This window comes from Mycolicibacter algericus DSM 45454 (assembly GCF_002086455.1).
GTDB classification, from domain to species: Bacteria; Actinomycetota; Actinomycetes; order Mycobacteriales; family Mycobacteriaceae; genus Mycobacterium; species Mycobacterium algericum.
The window spans coordinates 49,064-68,772 of record NZ_MVHC01000014.1; the positions used below are offsets into that span (position 1 = coordinate 49,064).

General features: G+C 69.3%; 17 protein-coding genes. 12 read left to right on the top strand and 5 right to left on the bottom strand.

The window, feature by feature from the left end; all coding sequences use genetic code 11:
- Nucleotides 1-293 precede the first annotated feature (293 nt).
- The 4 genes from BST10_RS14005 to BST10_RS14020 all read left to right on the top strand — a co-directional run bounded on the left by BST10_RS14005 (nt 294) and on the right by BST10_RS14020 (nt 5,298).
- Nucleotides 294-1,097, top strand: coding sequence for a hypothetical protein (locus BST10_RS14005; protein WP_083038404.1), 804 nt, complete (start codon nt 294-296; stop codon nt 1,095-1,097).
- A gap of 39 nt (nt 1,098-1,136) precedes the next feature.
- Nucleotides 1,137-2,063, top strand: coding sequence for an N-acetyl-1-D-myo-inositol-2-amino-2-deoxy-alpha-D-glucopyranoside deacetylase (gene mshB, locus BST10_RS14010; RefSeq protein ID WP_083038406.1), 927 nt, complete (start codon nt 1,137-1,139; stop codon nt 2,061-2,063).
- A gap of 174 nt (nt 2,064-2,237) precedes the next feature.
- The gene (locus BST10_RS14015; protein WP_109559520.1) at nt 2,238-2,636 is read left to right on the top strand and encodes a hypothetical protein; all 399 of its coding nucleotides are present in this window, start codon (nt 2,238-2,240) and stop codon (nt 2,634-2,636) included.
- A 58-nt stretch (nt 2,637-2,694) separates the two neighbouring features.
- Complete coding sequence (locus BST10_RS14020) at nt 2,695-5,298, top strand: bifunctional FO biosynthesis protein CofGH (RefSeq protein ID WP_083038410.1); 2,604 nt, start codon at nt 2,695-2,697, stop codon at nt 5,296-5,298.
- A 34-nt stretch (nt 5,299-5,332) separates the two neighbouring features.
- Here the strand turns inward: BST10_RS14020 and BST10_RS14025 are convergent, their stop codons facing one another.
- Nucleotides 5,333-7,363 (bottom strand): NADPH-dependent 2,4-dienoyl-CoA reductase, encoded by a 2,031-nt coding sequence (locus BST10_RS14025; protein ID WP_083038412.1) that lies wholly within the window; start codon nt 7,361-7,363, stop codon nt 5,333-5,335.
- A 10-nt stretch (nt 7,364-7,373) separates the two neighbouring features.
- Nucleotides 7,374-7,922 (bottom strand): PadR family transcriptional regulator, encoded by a 549-nt coding sequence (locus tag BST10_RS14030; protein ID WP_083038414.1) that lies wholly within the window; start codon nt 7,920-7,922, stop codon nt 7,374-7,376.
- A gap of 167 nt (nt 7,923-8,089) precedes the next feature.
- Between BST10_RS14030 and dapC the strand changes: the two genes are divergently transcribed.
- The 4 genes from dapC (at nt 8,090) to BST10_RS14050 (ending at nt 12,564) form a co-directional block, all read left to right on the top strand.
- A complete protein-coding gene (dapC, locus tag BST10_RS14035) occupies nt 8,090-9,199 on the top strand; it encodes a succinyldiaminopimelate transaminase (protein WP_083038416.1) in 1,110 nt (369 codons plus the stop codon).
- A 388-nt stretch (nt 9,200-9,587) separates the two neighbouring features.
- Nucleotides 9,588-10,712, top strand: a complete 1,125-nt coding sequence (locus BST10_RS14040; RefSeq protein ID WP_235673562.1) for a PPE family protein — start codon at nt 9,588-9,590, stop codon at nt 10,710-10,712.
- Between the two features lie 355 nt (nt 10,713-11,067).
- Nucleotides 11,068-11,367, top strand: a complete 300-nt coding sequence (locus tag BST10_RS14045) for a PE family protein (RefSeq protein ID WP_013828108.1) — start codon at nt 11,068-11,070, stop codon at nt 11,365-11,367.
- A 9-nt stretch (nt 11,368-11,376) separates the two neighbouring features.
- Entirely contained in the window at nt 11,377-12,564 is a 1,188-nt protein-coding gene (locus tag BST10_RS14050; RefSeq protein WP_083038420.1) for a PPE family protein, read from the top strand.
- Between the two features lie 13 nt (nt 12,565-12,577).
- On the opposite strand, the gene BST10_RS14055 is transcribed toward BST10_RS14050, so the two are convergent.
- The gene (locus BST10_RS14055; RefSeq protein ID WP_083038466.1) at nt 12,578-13,462 is read right to left on the bottom strand and encodes a GmrSD restriction endonuclease domain-containing protein; all 885 of its coding nucleotides are present in this window, start codon (nt 13,460-13,462) and stop codon (nt 12,578-12,580) included.
- 83 nt (nt 13,463-13,545) lie between these two features.
- On the opposite strand from BST10_RS14055, the gene BST10_RS14060 reads away from it, so the two are divergent.
- Entirely contained in the window at nt 13,546-14,448 is a 903-nt protein-coding gene (locus tag BST10_RS14060) for a pseudouridine-5'-phosphate glycosidase (protein WP_013828111.1), read from the top strand.
- 147 nt (nt 14,449-14,595) lie between these two features.
- Nucleotides 14,596-16,317, top strand: coding sequence for an aa3-type cytochrome oxidase subunit I (gene ctaD / locus BST10_RS14065; protein ID WP_013828112.1), 1,722 nt, complete (start codon nt 14,596-14,598; stop codon nt 16,315-16,317).
- Between the two features lie 21 nt (nt 16,318-16,338).
- On the opposite strand, the gene BST10_RS14070 is transcribed toward ctaD, so the two are convergent.
- Complete coding sequence (locus BST10_RS14070) at nt 16,339-17,073, bottom strand: helix-turn-helix transcriptional regulator (RefSeq protein ID WP_013828113.1); 735 nt, start codon at nt 17,071-17,073, stop codon at nt 16,339-16,341.
- 131 nt (nt 17,074-17,204) lie between these two features.
- On the opposite strand from BST10_RS14070, the gene BST10_RS14075 reads away from it, so the two are divergent.
- The gene (locus tag BST10_RS14075; protein WP_083038422.1) at nt 17,205-18,605 is read left to right on the top strand and encodes an acyl-CoA synthetase; all 1,401 of its coding nucleotides are present in this window, start codon (nt 17,205-17,207) and stop codon (nt 18,603-18,605) included.
- Between the two features lie 40 nt (nt 18,606-18,645).
- Nucleotides 18,646-18,933, top strand: a complete 288-nt coding sequence (locus BST10_RS14080) for a hypothetical protein (RefSeq protein ID WP_083038425.1) — start codon at nt 18,646-18,648, stop codon at nt 18,931-18,933.
- A 15-nt stretch (nt 18,934-18,948) separates the two neighbouring features.
- On the opposite strand, the gene BST10_RS14085 is transcribed toward BST10_RS14080, so the two are convergent.
- A complete protein-coding gene (locus BST10_RS14085) occupies nt 18,949-19,641 on the bottom strand; it encodes a TetR/AcrR family transcriptional regulator (protein WP_083038468.1) in 693 nt (230 codons plus the stop codon).
- Between the last annotated feature and the right edge of the window lie 68 nt (nt 19,642-19,709).

A 19,709-nucleotide genomic window follows, 5' to 3' on the forward strand; every position in this document is an offset into this window, starting at 1 on the left:
TTGCTGAGAGTGGGCTCCGCACGGGGTGCGAATCGGCCGTCCGGAGTTAGGGTCGCTGCACGGGAGTCGGCCAACGGGGTGGCAAGGGGCTGCGTCGGCCGCCGAAGTCGGGCGAACTGAGGGCTTGCGCACAGATAATCCTTGGTTATTATTAAGCAGCTTGCACGCCGACACGTGGAGGGGATGGTCATATGGAACACCTCGCTCACCGGTGCGCCACAGTAGCGACTGCAGCCCTGGCCGTAGGCGGGCTTGTCACGGCACTGACGTCGACGACACCCGCCCTTCCCGACGTGCAGATTCATGACATCGACATGGCCGCGGCGAACGTCGACACGAACTCGATCATCGAAACCATCGAGAACCACGTCCGCCCGGACATGGCCGGCAGCGGCGGCACCGACGAGATACAGCAGATCAACCTCGGCGATCTGCTCACCGGCAACGGCGACGGTGAACTCGGGGACGGCTCGCCGTTCAACGCCGGCGACCTGGACCAAAGCGCGCTGGACGCCGTGCTCGGCGAGAGCGGGGGATTCGACGCGCAGAGTGTGATGGGCACCCTGCCGTTCGCCCCCGACCTCGGTGTTCTCGGAGTTCCGTCGGTCAGCGCGTTCACCGGAACCGAGACGGCCGCCAGCAGCGCGGCTGCCAGCGCCTTCGCCGGCATCGCCCTGGCGCTCAACGGCCTCCCGGCCGCCTACCAGTCGCTGCTCACCGGCATTGCGAGCGCCGAATTGGCGTTCAACAACGCCCTGGTGGAGGCACAGTTGGGTGTGGTCGGGCAGTTGGACGACGGCAGCGCGGCCAGCGAGATCGCCCACTTCATCTTCTTGGCCAACAACTCGATCGTCGCCCAGAACGAGCACGCGCTGAACAGTCTGCTCGGCATCGATCTCGGCGGGGACACCCTGCACAACAGCTTGTTCGGCGATTTCGACGCCAGCAGCGCCGCGTTCGGAGCCGACTGGGATGCCCTGCTGGCCTCCTTCAGCCCGGACGTGGTCTCGGCGGTGCTGCACGACAACCTCGCGTTGCTGCTGACCGACCTCGACATTCCGAGCTACCTGGCGAGCTTCCTGCTGAGCCTCTTCTGACAGCCGGGCGTCCTTCGACCGATCGGTAGAGTTCGGGCCGTGTCGGATCAGACCCCACGGTTGTTGTTCGTGCATGCCCACCCCGACGACGAGACGCTCACCACCGGCGCGACCATCGCCCACTACGCCGCGCGCGGCGCCGACGTACATGTGGTGACCTGCACGCTGGGCGAAGAAGGTGAGGTCATCGGCGACCGCTGGGCACACCTGGCGGTGGACCACGCCGACCAGCTGGGCGGCTACCGGATCAGCGAGCTCGCCACCGCGCTGCGGGAACTCGGGATCGGTGACCCGCAGTTTCTCGGCGGCGCCGGGCGCTGGCGCGACTCGGGGATGGCCGGCACTCCGCCCCGGCGACAGCAGCGATTCATCGACGCCGCCGACGCCGAGACCGTGCCGGCGCTGGTGGCCGTCATCCAGCGGGTGCGGCCGCACGTCGTGGTCGGCTACGACCCGTACGGCGGTTACGGCCATCCCGACCATGTGCACGCCCACCGTGTCACCACCGCGGCGGTGGCGGCCGCGGCCGCCGATGACGCCGGTCCGGGCAGGACCTGGGCCACGCCGAAGTTCTACTGGACGGTGACCGCCGCCAGCGCCTGGCGCGACGCCCGGCGGGCTCTGCGGGACCCCGACCGGCTGCCGCACTGGTCGTTGCCGGGCGAAGGCGACACGCAAAGCACGGTCGGGGAGTTCCCCGACGACCGGATCGACGCCGTCATCGAGGCTCCCGGATCACGCGCGGCCAAGCTGGCGGCCATGGCGGCGCACGCCACCCAGGTGGCCGTCGGCCCCACCGGCCGGGCGTTCGCGTTGTCCAACAACGTGGCTCAGCCCATCTTGGACAGTGAGCACTACGTGCTGGCCGCCGGCAGCGCCGGCCCGCGCGATGGCCGGGGGTGGGAGACCGATCTACTGGCCGGACTTGGGCTCGCTGGCGCCGGGCAGGCGGTAAGCTCCTGCTGAGCAAGTACCCGACACGTTAGGGCTAGGTGGTTAAGGCATGGATCCCGATCTGGACCCGAACTTGGAGCACTGGCAGTGGTGGCTGGACAGCTATCAGTGGATGGTCGGTTCGATGGTCAGCCAGCTGGACAGCATCCCGACTTGAGCCCGGTCGCGACGCTCACCGAGCCCGCGATGAACACCGATCCGCCGGGTCGGGCCGTCAACTACCCGGTGCTGGCCCTGTTGGCCGTCGACGGCGTGCTCTGCGCCGTTTCCACCGCCCTGCTGCTGCCCGCGCACATCGGCGCGGTTCCGTTTCCGCTCAGCGCACTGGTGGGCGGCTTGGTCAATGCGGGTCTGCTGTGGGTCGCCCTGCGCTGCACGTCCTCGCTGCGGCTGGCCGCGCTGCCGCTGTGGACCTGGCTGCTGACGATCGCGCTGATGACCCTCGGCGGGCCGGGCGATGACCTGATCTTCGCCGACCGCGGCGTGATGGCCTACGGCGTGCTGTTGATGATCGTGCTGGGCAGCGCCCCGCCGGGGTGGCTGCTGTGGCGGCGCCGCCTGGCGCTGTCGGCCGGCGAACCCTGACGACCGGGCGGGCGCGCCCTGCGCGCGTCGGGCCGGCGGCTACTGTGGCGCATATGGCATGCGCGAGATTCCGGGTTCGGGTGCAGCGCGGATGACGAACCCGTCGGCGCTGCGGCGAGTCCTGCGGCGGGCCCGCGACGGCGTGCTCCTCAACATCGAGGAAACCGCCATCGCGATGAGTGCCCGCGGTCCCGACCTGGCCGACCTGTGCGCCAGCGCGGCCCGGGTCCGCGACGCCGGCCTGGTCTCGGGCGGCCGGCGCGGGCCGGGTGGCAGGCTGCCGGTCAGCTACTCGCGCAAGGTGTTCATCCCGGTCACGCACCTGTGCCGGGACACCTGCCATTACTGCACGTTCGTCACCGTTCCCGGCGTGCTGCGGGCGCAGGGCAAGCAGATGTATCTCGGGCCCGACGAGATTCTCGAGATCGCCCGCCGAGGCTCCGAATTGGGGTGCAAGGAAGCGCTGTTCACCCTCGGGGACCGGCCCGAGGAGCGCTGGCCCGAAGCGCGGCAGTGGCTCGACGAGCGTGGCTATGACAGCACGCTGGCCTACGTGCGAGCCATGGCCATCCGGGTGCTGGAGGAGACCGGCCTGCTGCCGCACCTGAACCCCGGCGTGATGAGCTGGTCGGAGATGTCGCGGCTCAAGCCGGTGGCACCGTCCATGGGCATGATGCTGGAGACCACCTCGCGGCGGCTGTTCGAGACCAAGGGGCAGGCACACTACGGCAGCCCCGACAAGGATCCGGCGGTACGGCTGCGCACCCTGGCCGATGCGGGCCGCCTCTCGATCCCGTTCACCACCGGCCTGCTGGTCGGCATCGGCGAGACGCTGGCCGAGCGCGCCGACACCGTGCACGCGATCCGCAAGGTGCACAAGGAGTTCGGGCACATCCAGGAAGTGATCGTGCAGAACTTCCGGGCCAAAGAGCACACCGCGATGGCGTCGACGCCGGACGCCGGCTTCGAGGAATTCCTGGCCACGGTGGCGGCGACCCGGCTGGTGCTGGGACCGAAGATGCGGGTGCAGGCGCCGCCCAACCTGGTCTCGACCCAGGAGTGTCTGGCGCTGATCGGCGCCGGGGTCGACGATTGGGGCGGGGTGTCGCCGCTGACCCCCGATCATGTCAATCCCGAGCGGCCCTGGCCGGCGCTGGACGATCTGGCCGCGGTCACCGAGCGGGCCGGCTACGACCTGGTGCAGCGGCTTACCGCCCAGCCCGACTACGTGCAGGCCGGCGCGGCGTGGATCGACCCGCGGGTGCGCCCGCACGTCGCGGCGCTGGCCGACCCGGACACCGGGTGGGCGCGCGACGTCAACCCGGTCGGGCTGGCCTGGCAGGAACCCGACGAGGTGGTCTCGGCCGGCCGGGTGGACCTGCACACCGCCATCGATGTCGACGGCCGGGCCACCGAGACCCGCAGTGATCTGGGTAGCGCCTTCGGGGACTGGGAGTCGATCCGCGAACAGATCCACCAACTGGCCGCCCGCGCCCCCGAACGCGTCGACACCGATGTGCTGGCCGCGCTGCGCTCAGCCGAACGCGACCCGGCCGGCTGCACCGACGCCGAGTACCTGGCACTGGCCACCGCGGACGGTCCGGCATTGGAAGCCGTTGCCGCGCTGGCGGATTCATTGCGTCGCGAGGTTGTCGGCGACGACGTCACCTACGTGGTCAACCGTAATATCAACTTCACCAACATCTGTTATGTCGGCTGCCGGTTCTGCGCGTTCGCCCAGCGCAAGGGCGATGCCGACGCTTTCTCGCTGTCGAATGCCGAGGTCGGCCAGCGCGCCTACGAGGCGCACCTGGCGGGCGCCACCGAGGTCTGCATGCAGGGCGGGATCGACCCGGAACTGCCGGTCACCGGTTACGCCGACCTGGTGCGCGCGGTCAAGGCCCGGGTGCCGTCGATGCACGTGCACGCCTTCTCACCGATGGAGATCACCAACGGGGTGTCCAAGAGCGGCTTGAGTATTCGGGAGTGGCTGATCAGCCTGCGCGAGGCCGGCCTGGGCAGCATCCCGGGCACCGCCGCGGAGATTCTCGATGACGAGATCCGCTGGGTGCTGACCAAGGGCAAGCTGCCGACCTCGATGTGGGTCGAGGTCGTCACCACCGCGCACGAGGTCGGGCTGCGGTCGAGTTCGACGATGATGTACGGCCACATCGATTCGCCGCGCCATTGGATCGGGCACTTTAAGGTGCTGCGCGACATCCAGGACCGCACCGGCGGATTCACCGAGTTCGTACCGCTGCCGTTCGTGCACCAGAGCTCGCCGCTGTACCTGGCCGGCGGCGCGCGGCCCGGCCCGAGTCACCGCGACAACCGTGCGGTGCACGCGCTGGCCCGGATCATGCTGCACGGGCGCATCCCCAACATCCAGACCAGCTGGGTCAAGCTGGGGGTGGAGCGCACCCAGGTGATGCTCAACGGTGGCGCCAACGATCTGGGCGGCACCCTGATGGAGGAGACCATCTCCCGGATGGCGGGCTCCGAGCACGGCTCGGCCAAGACCATCGCTGAACTGGTGGGCATCGCCGAGGGCATCGGCCGCCCGGCTCGCCAGCGCACCACCGACTACGCGCCCCTATTACCGCGAGCTGGGGGCACCACCCGCTTGCGGGGGAGCGCGTCCCCGGCCGACACGCCGGGCTGACAACCGGATTTGCGCACGGTCGCGGGCGGGTGGACTACAGGCGCGCGGCCAGCTCGGTGCCCTGTTTGATGGCCCGCTTGGCATCCAGTTCGGCCGCCAGCGCGGCCCCGCCGATGACGTGCGGGCGCATCCCGCGTTGCCGCAAGCCGTCCTCGAGGTCACGCACCGATTCCTGCCCGGCGCAGATCACCACGTTGTCGACTGCCAGTAGCTGCGGGCGCGACCTTTTCCGGCCGTAGCTGATGTGCAACCCGTCGTCATCGATGCGTTCATAGTTCACCCCGGAGAGCTGTTGGACGCCTTTGGCTTTCAACGACGCCCGGTGCACCCATCCGCTGGTTTTGCCGAGGTTGCGGCCCTGCGCGCCCGCCGTCCGTGCCAACAGGTACACCTGCCGGGCCGGCGGCGCCGGATCCGGTGGCATCAGCGCCCCCCGGGCGTCCCACGGGTCGGCGGCGCCCCATTCGGCCCGCCACTCTTTGAGGTTCAGCGTCGGCGAGGACTCCGGGTTCGCCACGACCAGGAATTCGCTGACGTCGAACCCGATTCCGCCGGCGCCGATCACCGCCACCGCGTCACCCACCGGCCGGCCGTTGATCGCCTCGGCATACGACAGCACCATCGGGTGCTCGATACCGGGAATCTGCGGGATCCGCGGCTTCACGCCGGTGGCCAGGATCACCTCGTCGAAATCGGTCAATTCCTCGACGCTCGCGCGACTGCCCAATCGCACGGCCACCGCATACTTCTCCAGCATCGTGGTGTAGTAGCGGATCGTCCCGGCGAATTCCTCTTTGCCGGGAATCCGCTTGGCCAGGTCGAATTGGCCGCCGATGAACTCGTTGGCCTCCCACAGCGTCACGTCGTGGCCGCGCTCGGCGGCCGTCACCGCCGCCGACAGCCCGGCCGGTCCGGCGCCGACGACCGCGACCCGCCGGCCGTGCCGTGTCGGGCGCAAGACCAGCGTCGTCTCATGGCCGGCCCGGGGATTGACCAGGCACGAGACCTTCTTGTGCACGAAGGCATGGTCCAGGCAGGCCTGGTTGCAGGCGATGCAGGTGTTGATCTCATCGGCCCGGCCGGCGGCGGCCTTGCGCACCCAGTCGGGGTCGGCCAGCATCGGGCGGGCCATCGACACCAGCTGGACCGAGGTCTCGGCGAGGATCTGTTCGCCTGCCTGCGGCATGTTGATCCGGTTGGACGCCACCACCGGGATCGCGACGTGATCGGCGACCGCGTGGGAGATGTCCACGAACGCGCTGTTGGGGACCGACGTGACGATGGTCGGCACCCGGGCCTCGTGCCAGCCGAACCCGGAGTTGATCATGGTGGCCCCGGCGTCCTCGACTTCGGTTGCCAGCGCGAGGACCTCGTCCCAGCTCTGCCCCTCTTCGACGTAGTCGGCCAGCGACATCCGGTAGCAGATGATGAAGTCGGGACCTACCGCGCCGCGGGTGCGCGCCACCACCTGCACCGGGAAGCGGCGCCGGTTGGCCGCGGTTCCGCCGTAGCGGTCGGTGCGTTTGTTGGTGCGCGGCGCCAGGAATTGGTTCAGCAGATACCCTTCGCTGCCCATGATCTCGACACCGTCGTAGCCGGCCTCGCGGGCCAGTTCGGCCGCCCGGGCGAAGTCGTCGATGGTCGAGTCGACCGCCCGCGACGACAGCGCCCGCGGCCGGAACGGGTTGATCGGAGCCTTGATCGCCGAGGCGCTGACCGAAAACGGGTGGTAGGCATAGCGTCCCGCGTGCAGCACCTGCAGCAGGATCTTGCCGCCGGCATCGTGCACGGCGTCGGTGACGCGGCGGTGGCGGCGGGCATCGGCGGAGCTGATCATGGCCGAGGCGAACGGCAGCAGCCAGCCGGTCCGGTTCGGGGCGTATCCGCCGGTGATGATCAGCCCCACGCCGCCGCGGGCGCGTTCGGCGAAGTATTCGGCCAGCTTGCCGATGTCGGAGGCCCGGTCCTCCAGGCCGGTGTGCATCGAACCCATCACCACCCGGTTGTCCAGGGTGGTGAACCCGAGATCCAACGGGGACAACAGTATCGGGTATTGCGCTGTCACAGTGCCGCCTTCACCGCAGTGCCTCTTTCACTTCGTCGAGCCAGTCGATGGCGCTTTCCTCGGCCCGGATGCCGCCGCGCAACACCAGGTACTGGTGCAGCGCGGCTCCGGACAGTGAGCCGGGATCCGGGAACTGCTTCTTCTCCAGGGCGCGGTAGACGTCGAGTCGCGCGGAACGTTCGGAGCGCAACATGACGGCCTGTTCGCGCACTGCGGCGGCGTCGCCGTACCCGGCGCCGCGGATCTTGACCGCCAGTTCCCGCAGCCGGTTGTCCACGATCGAGCTGCCGCGACCGGCGAGCGGTGCGGCGAGCCAACGGGCCAACTCGTCACGCCCGGCCTCGGCGACGGTGTAGACCTTCTTGTCCGGGCGGCCGCGCTGGGCAACCTCGGTGGCGACCACCCAGCCGTCGGCTTCCATGCTGCGCAGCGTGCGATAGATCTGCTGGTGGGTGGCGCTCCAGAAGTAGCCGATCGAACGATCGAATCGGTTGGCGAGTTCGTAACCGGAGCCGGCCTGCTCGGACAGCGACACCAGGATCGCGTGGGGAAGGGCCACGACGGCAAGGATAGGCACCCCGTCGCCAGCTATGCAACTAGTTGCAGTGCAACTGCGTGCATAGCCTCGGTTATGCTGGTCGGCGGCGCGCCGTCCCGCCGCGGCTACTATCAGAAACTGATGAATCCGCCGCCGCCCCGCCGCCCCGCCGCAGCCCCGTGAGTCCCGTGTATGGCGGCAGATCGGCCGCGCTGCCGACTTTCCCGTGGGACACGCTGGCCGACGTGACGGCGCTGGCCAAGGCCCACCCCGACGGCATCGTCGACTTATCGGTCGGCACCCCAGTCGACCCGGTCGCCCCGGTCATTCGCGACGCCTTGGCGGCGGCCTCGTCGGCGCCGGGATATCCGACCACCGCCGGGACACCGGGACTGCGGGCCTCGGCGGTCGCGGCGCTGGCCCGCCGCTACGGCATCACCGGCGTCGCAGAGTCGGCGGTACTGCCGGTGATCGGCACCAAGGAACTCATTGCCTGGCTGCCGACCCTGCTCGGTCTCGGCGGCGACGACGTGGTGGTGATACCCGAATTGGCGTATCCCACCTACGAGGTCGGGGCCCGGCTCGCCGGAGCGTCGTGGGTGCGCAGCGACGCGCCGCAGCGCCTCGACGGCGCGCCGCCGGCCCTGGTGTACCTGAACTCGCCGAGCAACCCGACCGGAGCCATCCTGACCGCCGGTGAGCTGCGCGCCCTCGTCGGCTGGGCCCGCGAGAACGGGGTGCTGCTGGTCTCCGACGAGTGCTACCTGGGGCTGGGCTGGGACGACACGGCACCGCGGTCGGTGCTGCACCCGCAGGTGTGCGACGGCGACCACACCGGTCTGCTGGCCGTGCACTCATTGTCGAAAACGTCGTCGCTGGCCGGCTACCGGGCCGGATTCGTCGCAGGCGACGCTGCCGTGGTGGCCGAACTGCTCGCGGTGCGCAAACACGCCGGGATGATGGTCCCGACCCCGGTGCAGGCGGCGATGGCCGCCGCCCTCGAGGACGACGAGCACGAACACGAGCAGCGCGACCGGTATGCGCGCCGCCGCGCGTTGCTGCTGCCGGCGCTGCGTGCGGCCGGATTCACCGTCGACCACTCGCAGGGCGGGCTGTACCTGTGGGCCACCCGCGGCGAAGCCTGCCGGCAGACCCTCGGATGGCTCGCCGAGCGCGGCATCCTGGTCGCGCCCGGCGAGTTCTACGGGCCGTCCGGCGCCCAGCACGTCCGGGTGGCGCTCACCGCCCCCGACGAGCGAATCGCCGCGGCGGTCGACCGAATCGATCCGGACCGCTAGGCCGCACTAACGACCAGCGCGTCGCTACGGTCAGGGTTTAGCGGCTGCGAGATTCTATCTGCGTCCAGCGGCTCGGGCCGACATATCGCGGCGGACGAACCTGGCCCGCAAGCTACCGTCACAACGAGCATTGCCGCAGGTGAAAGCCGTAGAACAGGCTCGCCGCGTGGCCGATGCAGACCGCGGTCGCGAACCGGCACCCGCCGGGTGTCGCCGGGTATACGCCGTCGCCGGCCGGCGGGAGGTGCGCGGTCGTCGTACTAACCTCGCCTCAAACCGCCGGCCGTGGACGGCGACGCAGGGCTCTCCCAAAGATGAGCTCCGTTGCCGCTGAAAGGCCGACGGATGACGGGGATCGGTCCGGCGATATGCGCGAAGGGTTGTGGTGATGGACTTCGCAGCGTTGCCGCCGGAAATCAATTCGGCGCGAATGTATTCCGGCGCCGGGTCGGCGCCGCTGCTGGCAGCGGCGACCGCGTGGAGCGCTGTTGGGAAGGAACTGTATTCGGCGGCCGAGCTCTACGGATCGCTGATCTCCCAGATCGTCGAGGCCTCGTGGTGGGGACCGTCCGCAACGACGATGCTGACAGCGGTAGGCCCCTACGTGTCGTGGATGACCGCGACCGCCACCGAAGCCGAGCAGGCCGCCGACTACGCCCGCGCCGCCGCCGGCGCGTATGAGATCGCCTACGCGGCAACGGTCCCCCCGAGCGAAGTCGCCGCCAATCGCAGCCTGCTGGCCCTGCTCGTGGCGACGAACCTGCTGGGGCAGAACAGCTCCGCGATCGCGGCCACTGAGGCGCACTACGCCGAGATGTGGGCACAGGATGCCGTGGTGATGTACGGCTACGCGGCGGCCTCACGGGTCGCCACCATGGTGACACCCTTCCAGACACCACCGGAGACCACTGCCGCGGGCGGCGAGGAACACCAGCGGGACGCCGTGACTCGAGCCGTGGGATCGGCGGCACAACAACAGGTCTCGACCGATCTGGTCGAGGCCATCCGACAATGGCTGCAGCACCTCTCCGCATCGCCGTCGCAGTATGCGGTATGGGAGGACCTCAAAGCGAACCTGCCGCAGATGCTGAAGAGCTCCACCAGCACGGTGCAGATCGTCCAGCGACTGGCCTCGACCCCGACGAACATCATGAACATCGCCAAGGGGATCTTGCCGCCCGCTTCCAGCGCCACCGCGGTGCCGCCGGTGCCCAGCGGGCCGATCCCGCCGGTGACGGCCGGCGCGGGCGGAGTGCCCGCAGCGGGTGTCGGACGCGCAGGCACCGTCGGCCGGTTGTCGGTGCCTCCCAGCTGGTCCGGCGCGGTAACCGAGACGACTCCGCAGCCCCTGCCGCCGCCGGCTGCCGCCACCTCGTCCGGCGAGAGCCAGCCTCGGGGGATATTGCGGGGGATGCCGATCAGCGGCGGGGGTGCCGCTCGCCGCAGCGACGGCTACGTCAACCGATACGGCTTCCGGTACAGCGTGTTGACGCGCCATCCGGCCGGTGGCTGACCGGCCGGTCTCCTTCTGACATCGCCGCCCGACCCACTTCCGTTGCGCCGTAGCAGAATCCGATGTCGGTCGATACCGGACTTTAACCGCGACGGGATTCTTTTTCTCACACCGCACACTGAGCGGGTGATCACCAGCCGATGCGTTTCGGTCTTCGAGCGGGGTTTGCGGTGGTCAGGGGCACTTGAGCGACACCCACGGGCCAGAAGTGAATCCCGGGTGCGTGCGAACGACGCCGAGGTGCGGTGATTGCGTGGCCGGGCGCCGGTAACAGCAGGTCCGAAAAATCTCTTAATCTCACAATCAGCAAGATTCGCGAAGTGCCATGGCGCAGACAATGATCAGGAGGTGGCAGATGTCGTTCGTCAACACCCAGCCGGAAGCGTTGGCCAGCGCTGCCAGTGAACTGCGGGGCATCGGATCGGTGGTAGCGGCGCAGAACATGGCAGCCGCCGGGCCGACCACGGTGTTGCCGCCGGCGGCGGCCGACGAGGTGTCGGCGTTGACGGCGGCGCTGTTCTCCGCTCACGCACAGGCATACCAAGAGGTCAGTGCTCAAGCCGCCGCCATCCACGAGGCATTCGTGCGGACATTGGCGCTCAGCTCCGAGTCGTATGCGGCAACCGAGGCGGTCAACGCCGCTGCGGCAAGTTAGCTCACGACAATGGATTTCGGGGCGTTGCCGCCGGAGGTCAACTCGGCGCGAATCTATTCCGGGGCGGGCTCGTCGCCGCTGATCGCCGCCGCGTCGGCCTGGAGCAGGCTGGCGGCCGAACTGACCTCGGCCGCCACCGGATACGAGGCGATCGTGATGCGCCTGGTCGGCGAGGATTGGCTTGGGCCGTCATCGGCCTCGATGGCGCAAGCGGCCACGCCGTACCTGGAGTGGATGCATGCCACCGCGGCGCGGGCCGAGCAGGCCGCAACGCGGGCCCGGCAGGCCGCCGCGGCCTACGACTGCGCCGTGGCGGCCACGGTGCATCCCGCCGACGTCGACGCCAACCGCATCCAGCTGTCGTCGCTGTTGTCGACAAACGTTCTGGGACAGAACACCTCGGCGATCGCGGTGACCGAGGCCGACTACGGCGAGATGTGGGCGCGTGATGCCGCCGCCATGTACCAATACGCCGGTGAGTCGGCATCGGCGTCGCAGGTGGCGCCGTTCAGCGGCCCCGACCCGACCACCACCGGCAATTCACCGTCCTCGCACCTGGTTTCCACGGTCCAGTCGGCATTGGCGAGCTTGACCGCCCCCGCCTCATCGGCGGCGGGTGCAGCGGATGCGTCGACGTCACCGCTGGATGACATGCTGGGCGATCTGTACGCCATGGTGGGCCTGAAGTACACCCCCGAAAGCCCGATAGCCAACCTGCTCGCCCCGTGGACGTCCTATGTCGCCCCGGCGCAAAGCAGCATCGCGATAGCGCACTTCTCCACGGGTGCGATCAACAGCGGGGTGTCGTTGTCCAAGGCACTGGCGCCGGCTGCCGCTGCGACGAAGGCTGCCGGCGACGGCGCCAAGGCGGCTGCGGGGGCGTTGCCCGCGGCGCTGCCAGCCGCCGGTTTGGCCGCCCCGCTCGGTGGCGGGTCACCGGTGGCCGCCGCCCTGGGCAATGCCGCGGCGGCCGGACGCCTGTCGGTGCCGGCCGGCTGGACCGCGGCCGGCCCGGCAGCAGGCGCGGTCCCGCCGATCCCGGTCAGCACGGTCTCGGCCATCAGCCCAGACGCGGAGGGCTCCGGAAACCTGCTGGGCGGGATGCCGCTGGCCGGTGCCGGGGCCGGCGGGAGGGGATCCGGTCCCAGGTACGGATTTGCGCCCAAGGTCATGGCCCGCCCGTTCTCCGCCGGGTGACCGATGCCGCGCGCTATTCGCAGGCGATGCCGTCGCCGTCGCGATCCAACCCGGGCCGATACCCGGGCTGCCCGATCAGTATCGGCGCGGCGCCGGCGGCCCGGGCGGCGGCGCAGTTCGGGAAATACCCCGGCAGGCCGTCGGTCGAGCCGACGAACGGCACCGGTTCGGCCGGAGGCTGCTCGATCGGGGGCTCGCTCTCCGGCGGGGCTTGCGGGTCGGCGGGCGCACCGCACTCGCCGGTCAGGATGCGCGCGATCGCATCATGTTCTGCCTGGGTGACCCACAGGCCGTAGCCGGACTTCACCGCCACGATGCGCGAGACATACTCGCAGCGGTAGGACTTGTTGGGCGGCAACCAGGTTGCGGCGTCACCGTCGCCCTTCTGCTCGTTGATCGGCCCGCTGGTGGCCTGCAGGTTCAGCGGGTCGTTGGCGAAGTTGCGGCGAGTCGGCTCGTCCCACTGCTGGGCGCCCTTCTGCCAGGCGTCCGACAACGCCACGACGTGGTCGATCTGCACCGCCCGGGAGGTGCCCGGGCCGCGCTGAAAGGCGATCGCGGTACCGGTGTAGGGATCGTTGAGAACCCCGGAGAGCACCACGCAATCGTTGGTGCCCGGCTTGAAATCGATGTCGACCAGATCGCGGCGCAGGATGTCGTTGCGGGTGTCGCAGCCGTTGTGCCCGCCCGGCACCGTGACGTCATCGCTCCAGGCTTGTCCGAATAGCGCGCGGTCATAGCCGGTCTTGGGGGCACGGCCCTTGATCGGCAGGGTGTCGAGTTCGGCGAGTTCCACCGGCCCGGCAACACCGGGTTCCGCTCGGACCGCAGCGTCGGATGGCAGGCCCACAGCGAGCGCGAAGGCCAGTGCGACGGCCGGGATCCGACGGTCGACCACAACTAGCCTCCGGTTCCTCTTGGTGGACTACGGCGGACGCTATCAGTGCCCTGCGACGGGTCCGGGCGATTACGGTTGAAGCCGTGCGCGTTCACCCCGAAGTCGCCGATGCGCTGGCCGCCGGCCGGGCCGTGGTGGCGCTGGAGAGCACGATCATCACCCACGGCCTGCCGCGGCCGGACAACCTGCGCATCGCCCGTGAGATCGAGGACGCGGTACGCGCCGGCGGTGCGGTACCGGCCACCATCGCCATCGTCGACGGCCGCCCGCACATCGGCCTGGACGAACCGGCGCTGCACCGCATCGCCACCGGCGGCACGGCGATCAAGGTCAGCGTCCGCGATATCGCGATGGTGGCCGCCATGGGCGGCGATGGTGCGACCACGGTCGCCGCGACCGCACACCTGGCGGCGGCAGCCGGCATCACGGTGTTCGCCACCGGTGGGCTGGGCGGCGTGCACCGCGGTGCCCGGGACAGCTACGACGAGTCCGCGGACCTGGTCACGCTCTCGCGCACCCCGGTGCTGGTGGTGTGCTCGGGCGTCAAGTCGATCCTGGACATCGGTGCGACGTTGGAGCGGTTGGAGACACTGTCGGTGGGCGTGATCGGCTACCGCACCGACCGCTTCCCAGCCTTCTACCTCACCGACTCCGGCTACCCGCTCGATTGGTGGGTCCAGACCCCGAAACAGGCCGCCGCGGTGCTGCGTGCCCGCACCCGACTGCGCACCGACGGGTGCGGACTGGTGCTGGCCAACCCGATCCCCGCCGACGCCGAACTCGACCGCGCACTGCACGACCGGGTGCTCGCCGATGGGCTGGCCGCCGCCGAGGCGGCCGGGGTGCGCGGCAAAGACGTCACCCCCTTCCTGCTCGATCACTTCCACCGGGGCACCCACGGCGCGTCGGTCGCCGCCAATGTCGCGCTGGTGCTGGCCAATGCCCGGCTGGCCGGGGAGGTCGCGGTCGCCTTCGCGGCTCGGTGAGCGACCGGGTGAGCGGCCGACGCGTCGCAGGGATTTCCCGTACCATAGGTCGTTATATCCGCTGGTCTGGCCGGCACGCGCTGCCGACGGGGCTACGACTTCGGCGGGAGGTGTGCCGATGGCAGATGTGGTCAGCCGGGGTGCCGCATGAGCCTGACGAGCATTCCCGGCAAGCAACTGTTACCGCTGCGCCCGTATCCGCCCAGGGCCGGCCCCCGCGGGGCGCTGGTCTACCGGGTGATCGCCACCACCGACCACAAGCTGATCGGCATCTTGTACATGGTGACGACGTTCAGCTTCTTTCTGATCGCCGGACTGATGGCCTTGCTGATGCGCACCGAGCTGGCTGCGCCGGGCCTGCAGTTCCTGTCCAATGAGCAGTACAACCAGCTGTTCACCATGCACGGCACCATCATGTTGCTGCTGTATGCCACCCCGATCGTGTTCGGCTTCGCCAATCTGGTGCTGCCGTTGCAGATCGGGGCGCCGGATGTGGCCTTCCCGCGGCTCAACGCCTTCAGTTACTGGCTGTATCTGTTCGGCGGGCTGATCGTCGTCGCCGGGTTCCTGACGCCGGGCGGTGCCGCAGATTTCGGCTGGACCGCTTACGCGCCGCTGAGCGGCGTCGTCCATGCCCCCGGCGCCGGGGCCGACCTGTGGATCATGGGGCTGGCGGTCTCTGGGCTGGGCACCATCCTGGGCGCGGTGAACATGATCACCACCGTGGTCTGCATGCGCGCCCCCGGGATGACGATGTTCCGGATGCCGATCTTCACCTGGAACGTGCTGATCACCTCGATCATGGTGCTGATCGTCTTCCCGCTGTTGACCGCGGCGCTGCTCGGCCTGGCAGTCGATCGTCACCTGGGCGGGAACATCTTCGAGGCAGCGAACGGCGGAGCGTTGCTGTGGCAGCACCTGTTCTGGTACTTCGGCCACCCCGAGGTGTACATCGTCGCGTTGCCGTTCTTCGGCATCGTCACCGAGATCTTCCCGGTGTTCGCCCGCAAGCCGGTGTTCGGCTACAGCCAGATGGTGTACGCGACGATGAGCATCGCCGGCCTGTCGACGGCGGTGTGGGCGCACCACATGTTCGCAACCGGCGCGGTGCTGTTGCCGTTCTTCGCGTTCATGAGCTTCATGATCGCGGTGCCGACCGGTATCAAGTTCTTCAACTGGATCGGCACGATGTGGCGGGGCCAGTTGACGTTCGAGACGCCGATGCTGTTCTCGCTCGGGTTCGCGGTGACGTTCCTGGCCGGCGGGCTGACCGGGGTGATGCTGGCCAGTCCGCCGCTGGACTTCCACGTCCACGACAGCTATTTCGTGGTGGCGCACTTCCACTACGTGCTGTTCGGCACCATCGTGTTCTCGACTTTCGCCGGGATCTACTTCTGGTTCCCGAAGATGACCGGCCGGCTGCTCGACGAGCGGCTGGGCAGGCTGCACTTCTGGCTGACGTTCATCGGCTTCCACACCGCGTTCCTGGTGCAGCACTGGCTGGGCAACATGGGGATGCCGCGCCGTTACGCCGACTACCTTTCCACCGACGGGTTCCAGCCGTTCAACATCGTCTCCACCATCGGGGCGTTCATCCTGGCGGCATCGGTGCTGCCGTTCCTGTGGAACGTGTTTCGCAGTTGGCGCTACGGCGAGGTCGTGACCGTCGATGACCCGTGGGGCTACGGCAGTTCACTGGAGTGGGCGACCAGTTGCCCACCGCCGCGCCACAACTTCACCGAACTGCCCCGAATCCGTTCGGAGCGGCCGGCATTCGAACTGCACTACCCGCACATGGTGCCGCGCCTCCGCGACGAGCTGCACATCGGGCGCCGTGAGGTCGCCGAGCCGCTCGCATCGCGCGACTGATCGTGCCGGTGCCGGGACCGGTCAGCGACCGATCACCCTGGCGATGCACAACTCCGGCTCGACGAACGGCTCCAACTCGGCGTGCAGCGCAGTGTTCTCGTCGCCGTCGGCATCGGTGCTGAGCAGCCCGCGCAGCAGACCCAGGTGCATGGCGCAGCTGACTTCCGGATGGGAGCGCGCCAGGTCGCGGACCGGACAGGCGTGCAGCCGGATCGCGCACTCGCGGTGGCCGTCGCCGACGTCGGCCGGCGCGGTGATCTCCGGCCCGAACCCCATTCGCTCGAAGGCGTCGGCGATTCGGCCGGTGCGGTCGTCGAGTGCCGGTGCCGGTTCGCCGTTCCGGGCGGCGTCAGCGGACTCGTCGGAGCCGTCCTGGGCCATGATCCGGTCTGCCCAGCGCCGGCCGGCTCGTTCGGCGCGCTGCCGGCGCTCGGCGGCGGTGTCGCCGAGTTCCATCGCGAGGATCTCGGCCAGACCCCGGTAATCCAGCCGGTCGCGCACCGCGACGTAGCCGGTGCGGGGGCGACCGACGCCGTCCCGCTTGATCCGGGTGCGCGCGACCGAGCCGTCCTCACACAGTGCGTCGAGGTGGAACCGCACGGTGGTGACGTGTAAGCCCATCTGGGTGGCGATCTCGGAGGCATCCACCGCGCCGGTGGCGCAGGTGACCAGTCGCAGCACCCGTTCCCGCTGCTGGTTGCGCGGCAACCGCCGGGTGCGATTGGCCCCGCGCCGCTGGTCGGACTGGTCGTGCATCGGTATGCCTCTCGTGATCCCGTCCCCACAAATTTAATGGAACAAGCTCCTTGATACCAGCTACGACGGTGGCCGGTGGACCGGCTGAGCGGCCAACGCCGGCCGGGCAGGCAACCGGTAACGTCCCCCGGGTGCTGCTGACCTCGCTGGACACCCACGTCGACGATATCGCCGATGCGGTACGCATCGACAACACCGCGCTCAGCCGGGCCGACTTGCGCGCTGCGGCGGCAGCGGCGCACGAAGACCTCGGCGGGGCGGGGCGGGTGGCGGTGCTGGCCACCCCGACGGCGTCGACCGTGCTCGCGGTCGCCGGGTGTCTGCTCGCCGGGTTGCCGGTGGTCCCGGTCCCCGCCGACGTCGGCGTCGCCGAACGCGCCCACATCCTGCGTGACTCGAACGCGCAGGCCTGGCTGGGGGAGCGGCCCACCGAACTCGCCGGCCTGCCGCATGTGCCGGTACGGCGCGGTGCCGGATCGGCCCAGCCGCCCCCCGAACCGGCGGGGGACGACGCCGCGCTGGTCATCTACACCTCCGGCACCACCGGCCCGCCCAAGGGTGTGCAGTTGAGCCGGCGGGCGCTGGCCGCGGACCTGGACGCGCTGGCCCAGGCCTGGCAGTGGAGCCCCGAGGACGTGTTGGTCCACGGCCTGCCGATGTATCACGTGCACGGCCTGGTGTTGGGACTGCTGGGCTCACTGCGGGTCGGGAACCGCTTCGTGCACACCGGCAAGCCGACGCCGCAGGCCTACGCGGCCGCCGGCGGCACGCTGTATTTCGGGGTGCCCACCGTGTGGTCGCGGGTGGTGGCCGATGCCGGTGCGGCCGAAGCGCTGCGGCCGGCCCGGCTGCTGGTCTCGGGCAGTGCGGCGCTACCGGTTCCGGTGTTCGACGCGCTCGTCGCCAGGACCGGCCACCAGCCCATCGAACGCTACGGCAGCACCGAGTCGCTGATCACGGTGAGCACCCGCGTCGACGGCGAACGCAGACCCGGCTGGGTGGGGCTGCCGCTGCACGGGGTGCAGACCAAGCTCATCGGCGAGGACGGCGAACCGGTCCCGCACGACGGGGCGACCATCGGGCGGCTGGCGGTGCGCGGGCCGACCTTGTTCGACGGCTACCTCAACCTGCCCGAGGCGACCGCGGCGGCCTTCGACGCCGACGGCTGGTACCGCACCGGGGACGTCGCGGTCATCGACGCCGACGGGATGCACCGGATCGTCGGCCGCGAATCGGTGGACCTGATCAAGACCGGCGGCTTCCGGGTCGGGGCCGGTGAGATCGAGACCGCCCTGCTCGGCCATCCCGCGGTGGCCGAGGTGGCCGTCGTCGGGCTGCCCGACGAGGATCTGGGCCAGCGCATCGTCGCGTTCGTCGTCGCCGCCCCGGACGACACGGCGACATCCGATGAGCTGATCGACTACGTCGGCCGACAACTGTCGGCCCACAAACGCCCGCGCGAAGTGCGGATGGTGGATGCGCTGCCGCGCAACGCAATGGGAAAGGTACTCAAGAAGGCGTTGCTGCCGTAGGCTCGCGCTTGCGCGAACCGAAACCAGAAGGAGTGGCGCTGTGAAAAATTGGACTCTTGCCGTCGGCGCGCTCCTCGCCGGTGCGACGTTCCTGCTCGGTGGATGCTCGGAGGTCAGCAAGGTCGTCAACAAGGGCGGCGACACCACCTGTCAGGAGTTCAACAGCCACGACGACGAGAAGCAGCGCTCGGAAGTCTCCAAGATGCTCAAGGACAAGAACGGCAACGAGCCGTCCAACATGGAGCTGTCCGCGACGCGGGTGGCGGTGAGCGCCTACTGCAAGACCATCGGCAAGGACAGCGACAAGATCAGCAACGCGATGCTGTAGCCGTCGGCTGCACGTTCAATCGCCGTCGGGATGTCCACTGAGACGGTCAGCGCCGGGGCCGGCTGGTTCCCAGGTCCGCATCGCGGCGTCGACGCCGTCGTCGTCCAGCGCCTCCACCGGCAGCGGCGAATGGTCAGTGCGGTAACGCATCCCGTCGAGGAGTAGGGCCACATAGCGGCGCCACAGGTCTGCGTCGACGTGGCCGGCGAACTCGCTGACCGTGCCGGCCAGCAGACCGAAGATGGGCATGTCGGTATCGGACAGTTCGGGACGCAGCCGGCCGTCGGCCCGCGCGCGCTCGACGAGCCGTTTCAGGATCGGGACAAGCCGCTCCTGGGCGGCGGTCACCCGATCGCCCCCGTAGGTCTTGCTGAAGGCGATCTCCCGCAATCCGCGGTCTGTCGCGGTGAGCTGACACATCTGCTCGACGTACCATACGAACCCCTGCCATGGATCTGGTTGGCGCAGAGCTGATTCCGCCAAGTCGGCCAGCTGATGGAGGCCGTCGGCGAAGATCGCCTCGAATAGCTCCTCCTTGGTGGCGAACCTGCGGTACACGGTGCCGACGCCCACGCCCGCGTGGTGTGCGACGTCATTGAGGTTGGGTTCGAGGCCTTTGCGGGCAAACAGATCTCGGGCGGCCTCCAGGACTCGCTTGCGATTGCGCTCGGCGTCCTTGCGCAACGGGCGGGCGGTGTCCTCACTCACACTCACCCCTCCGAGTGTAATGCGAACAACACGTAAACCGGATTGACTTAATCCACTTACATAATTAG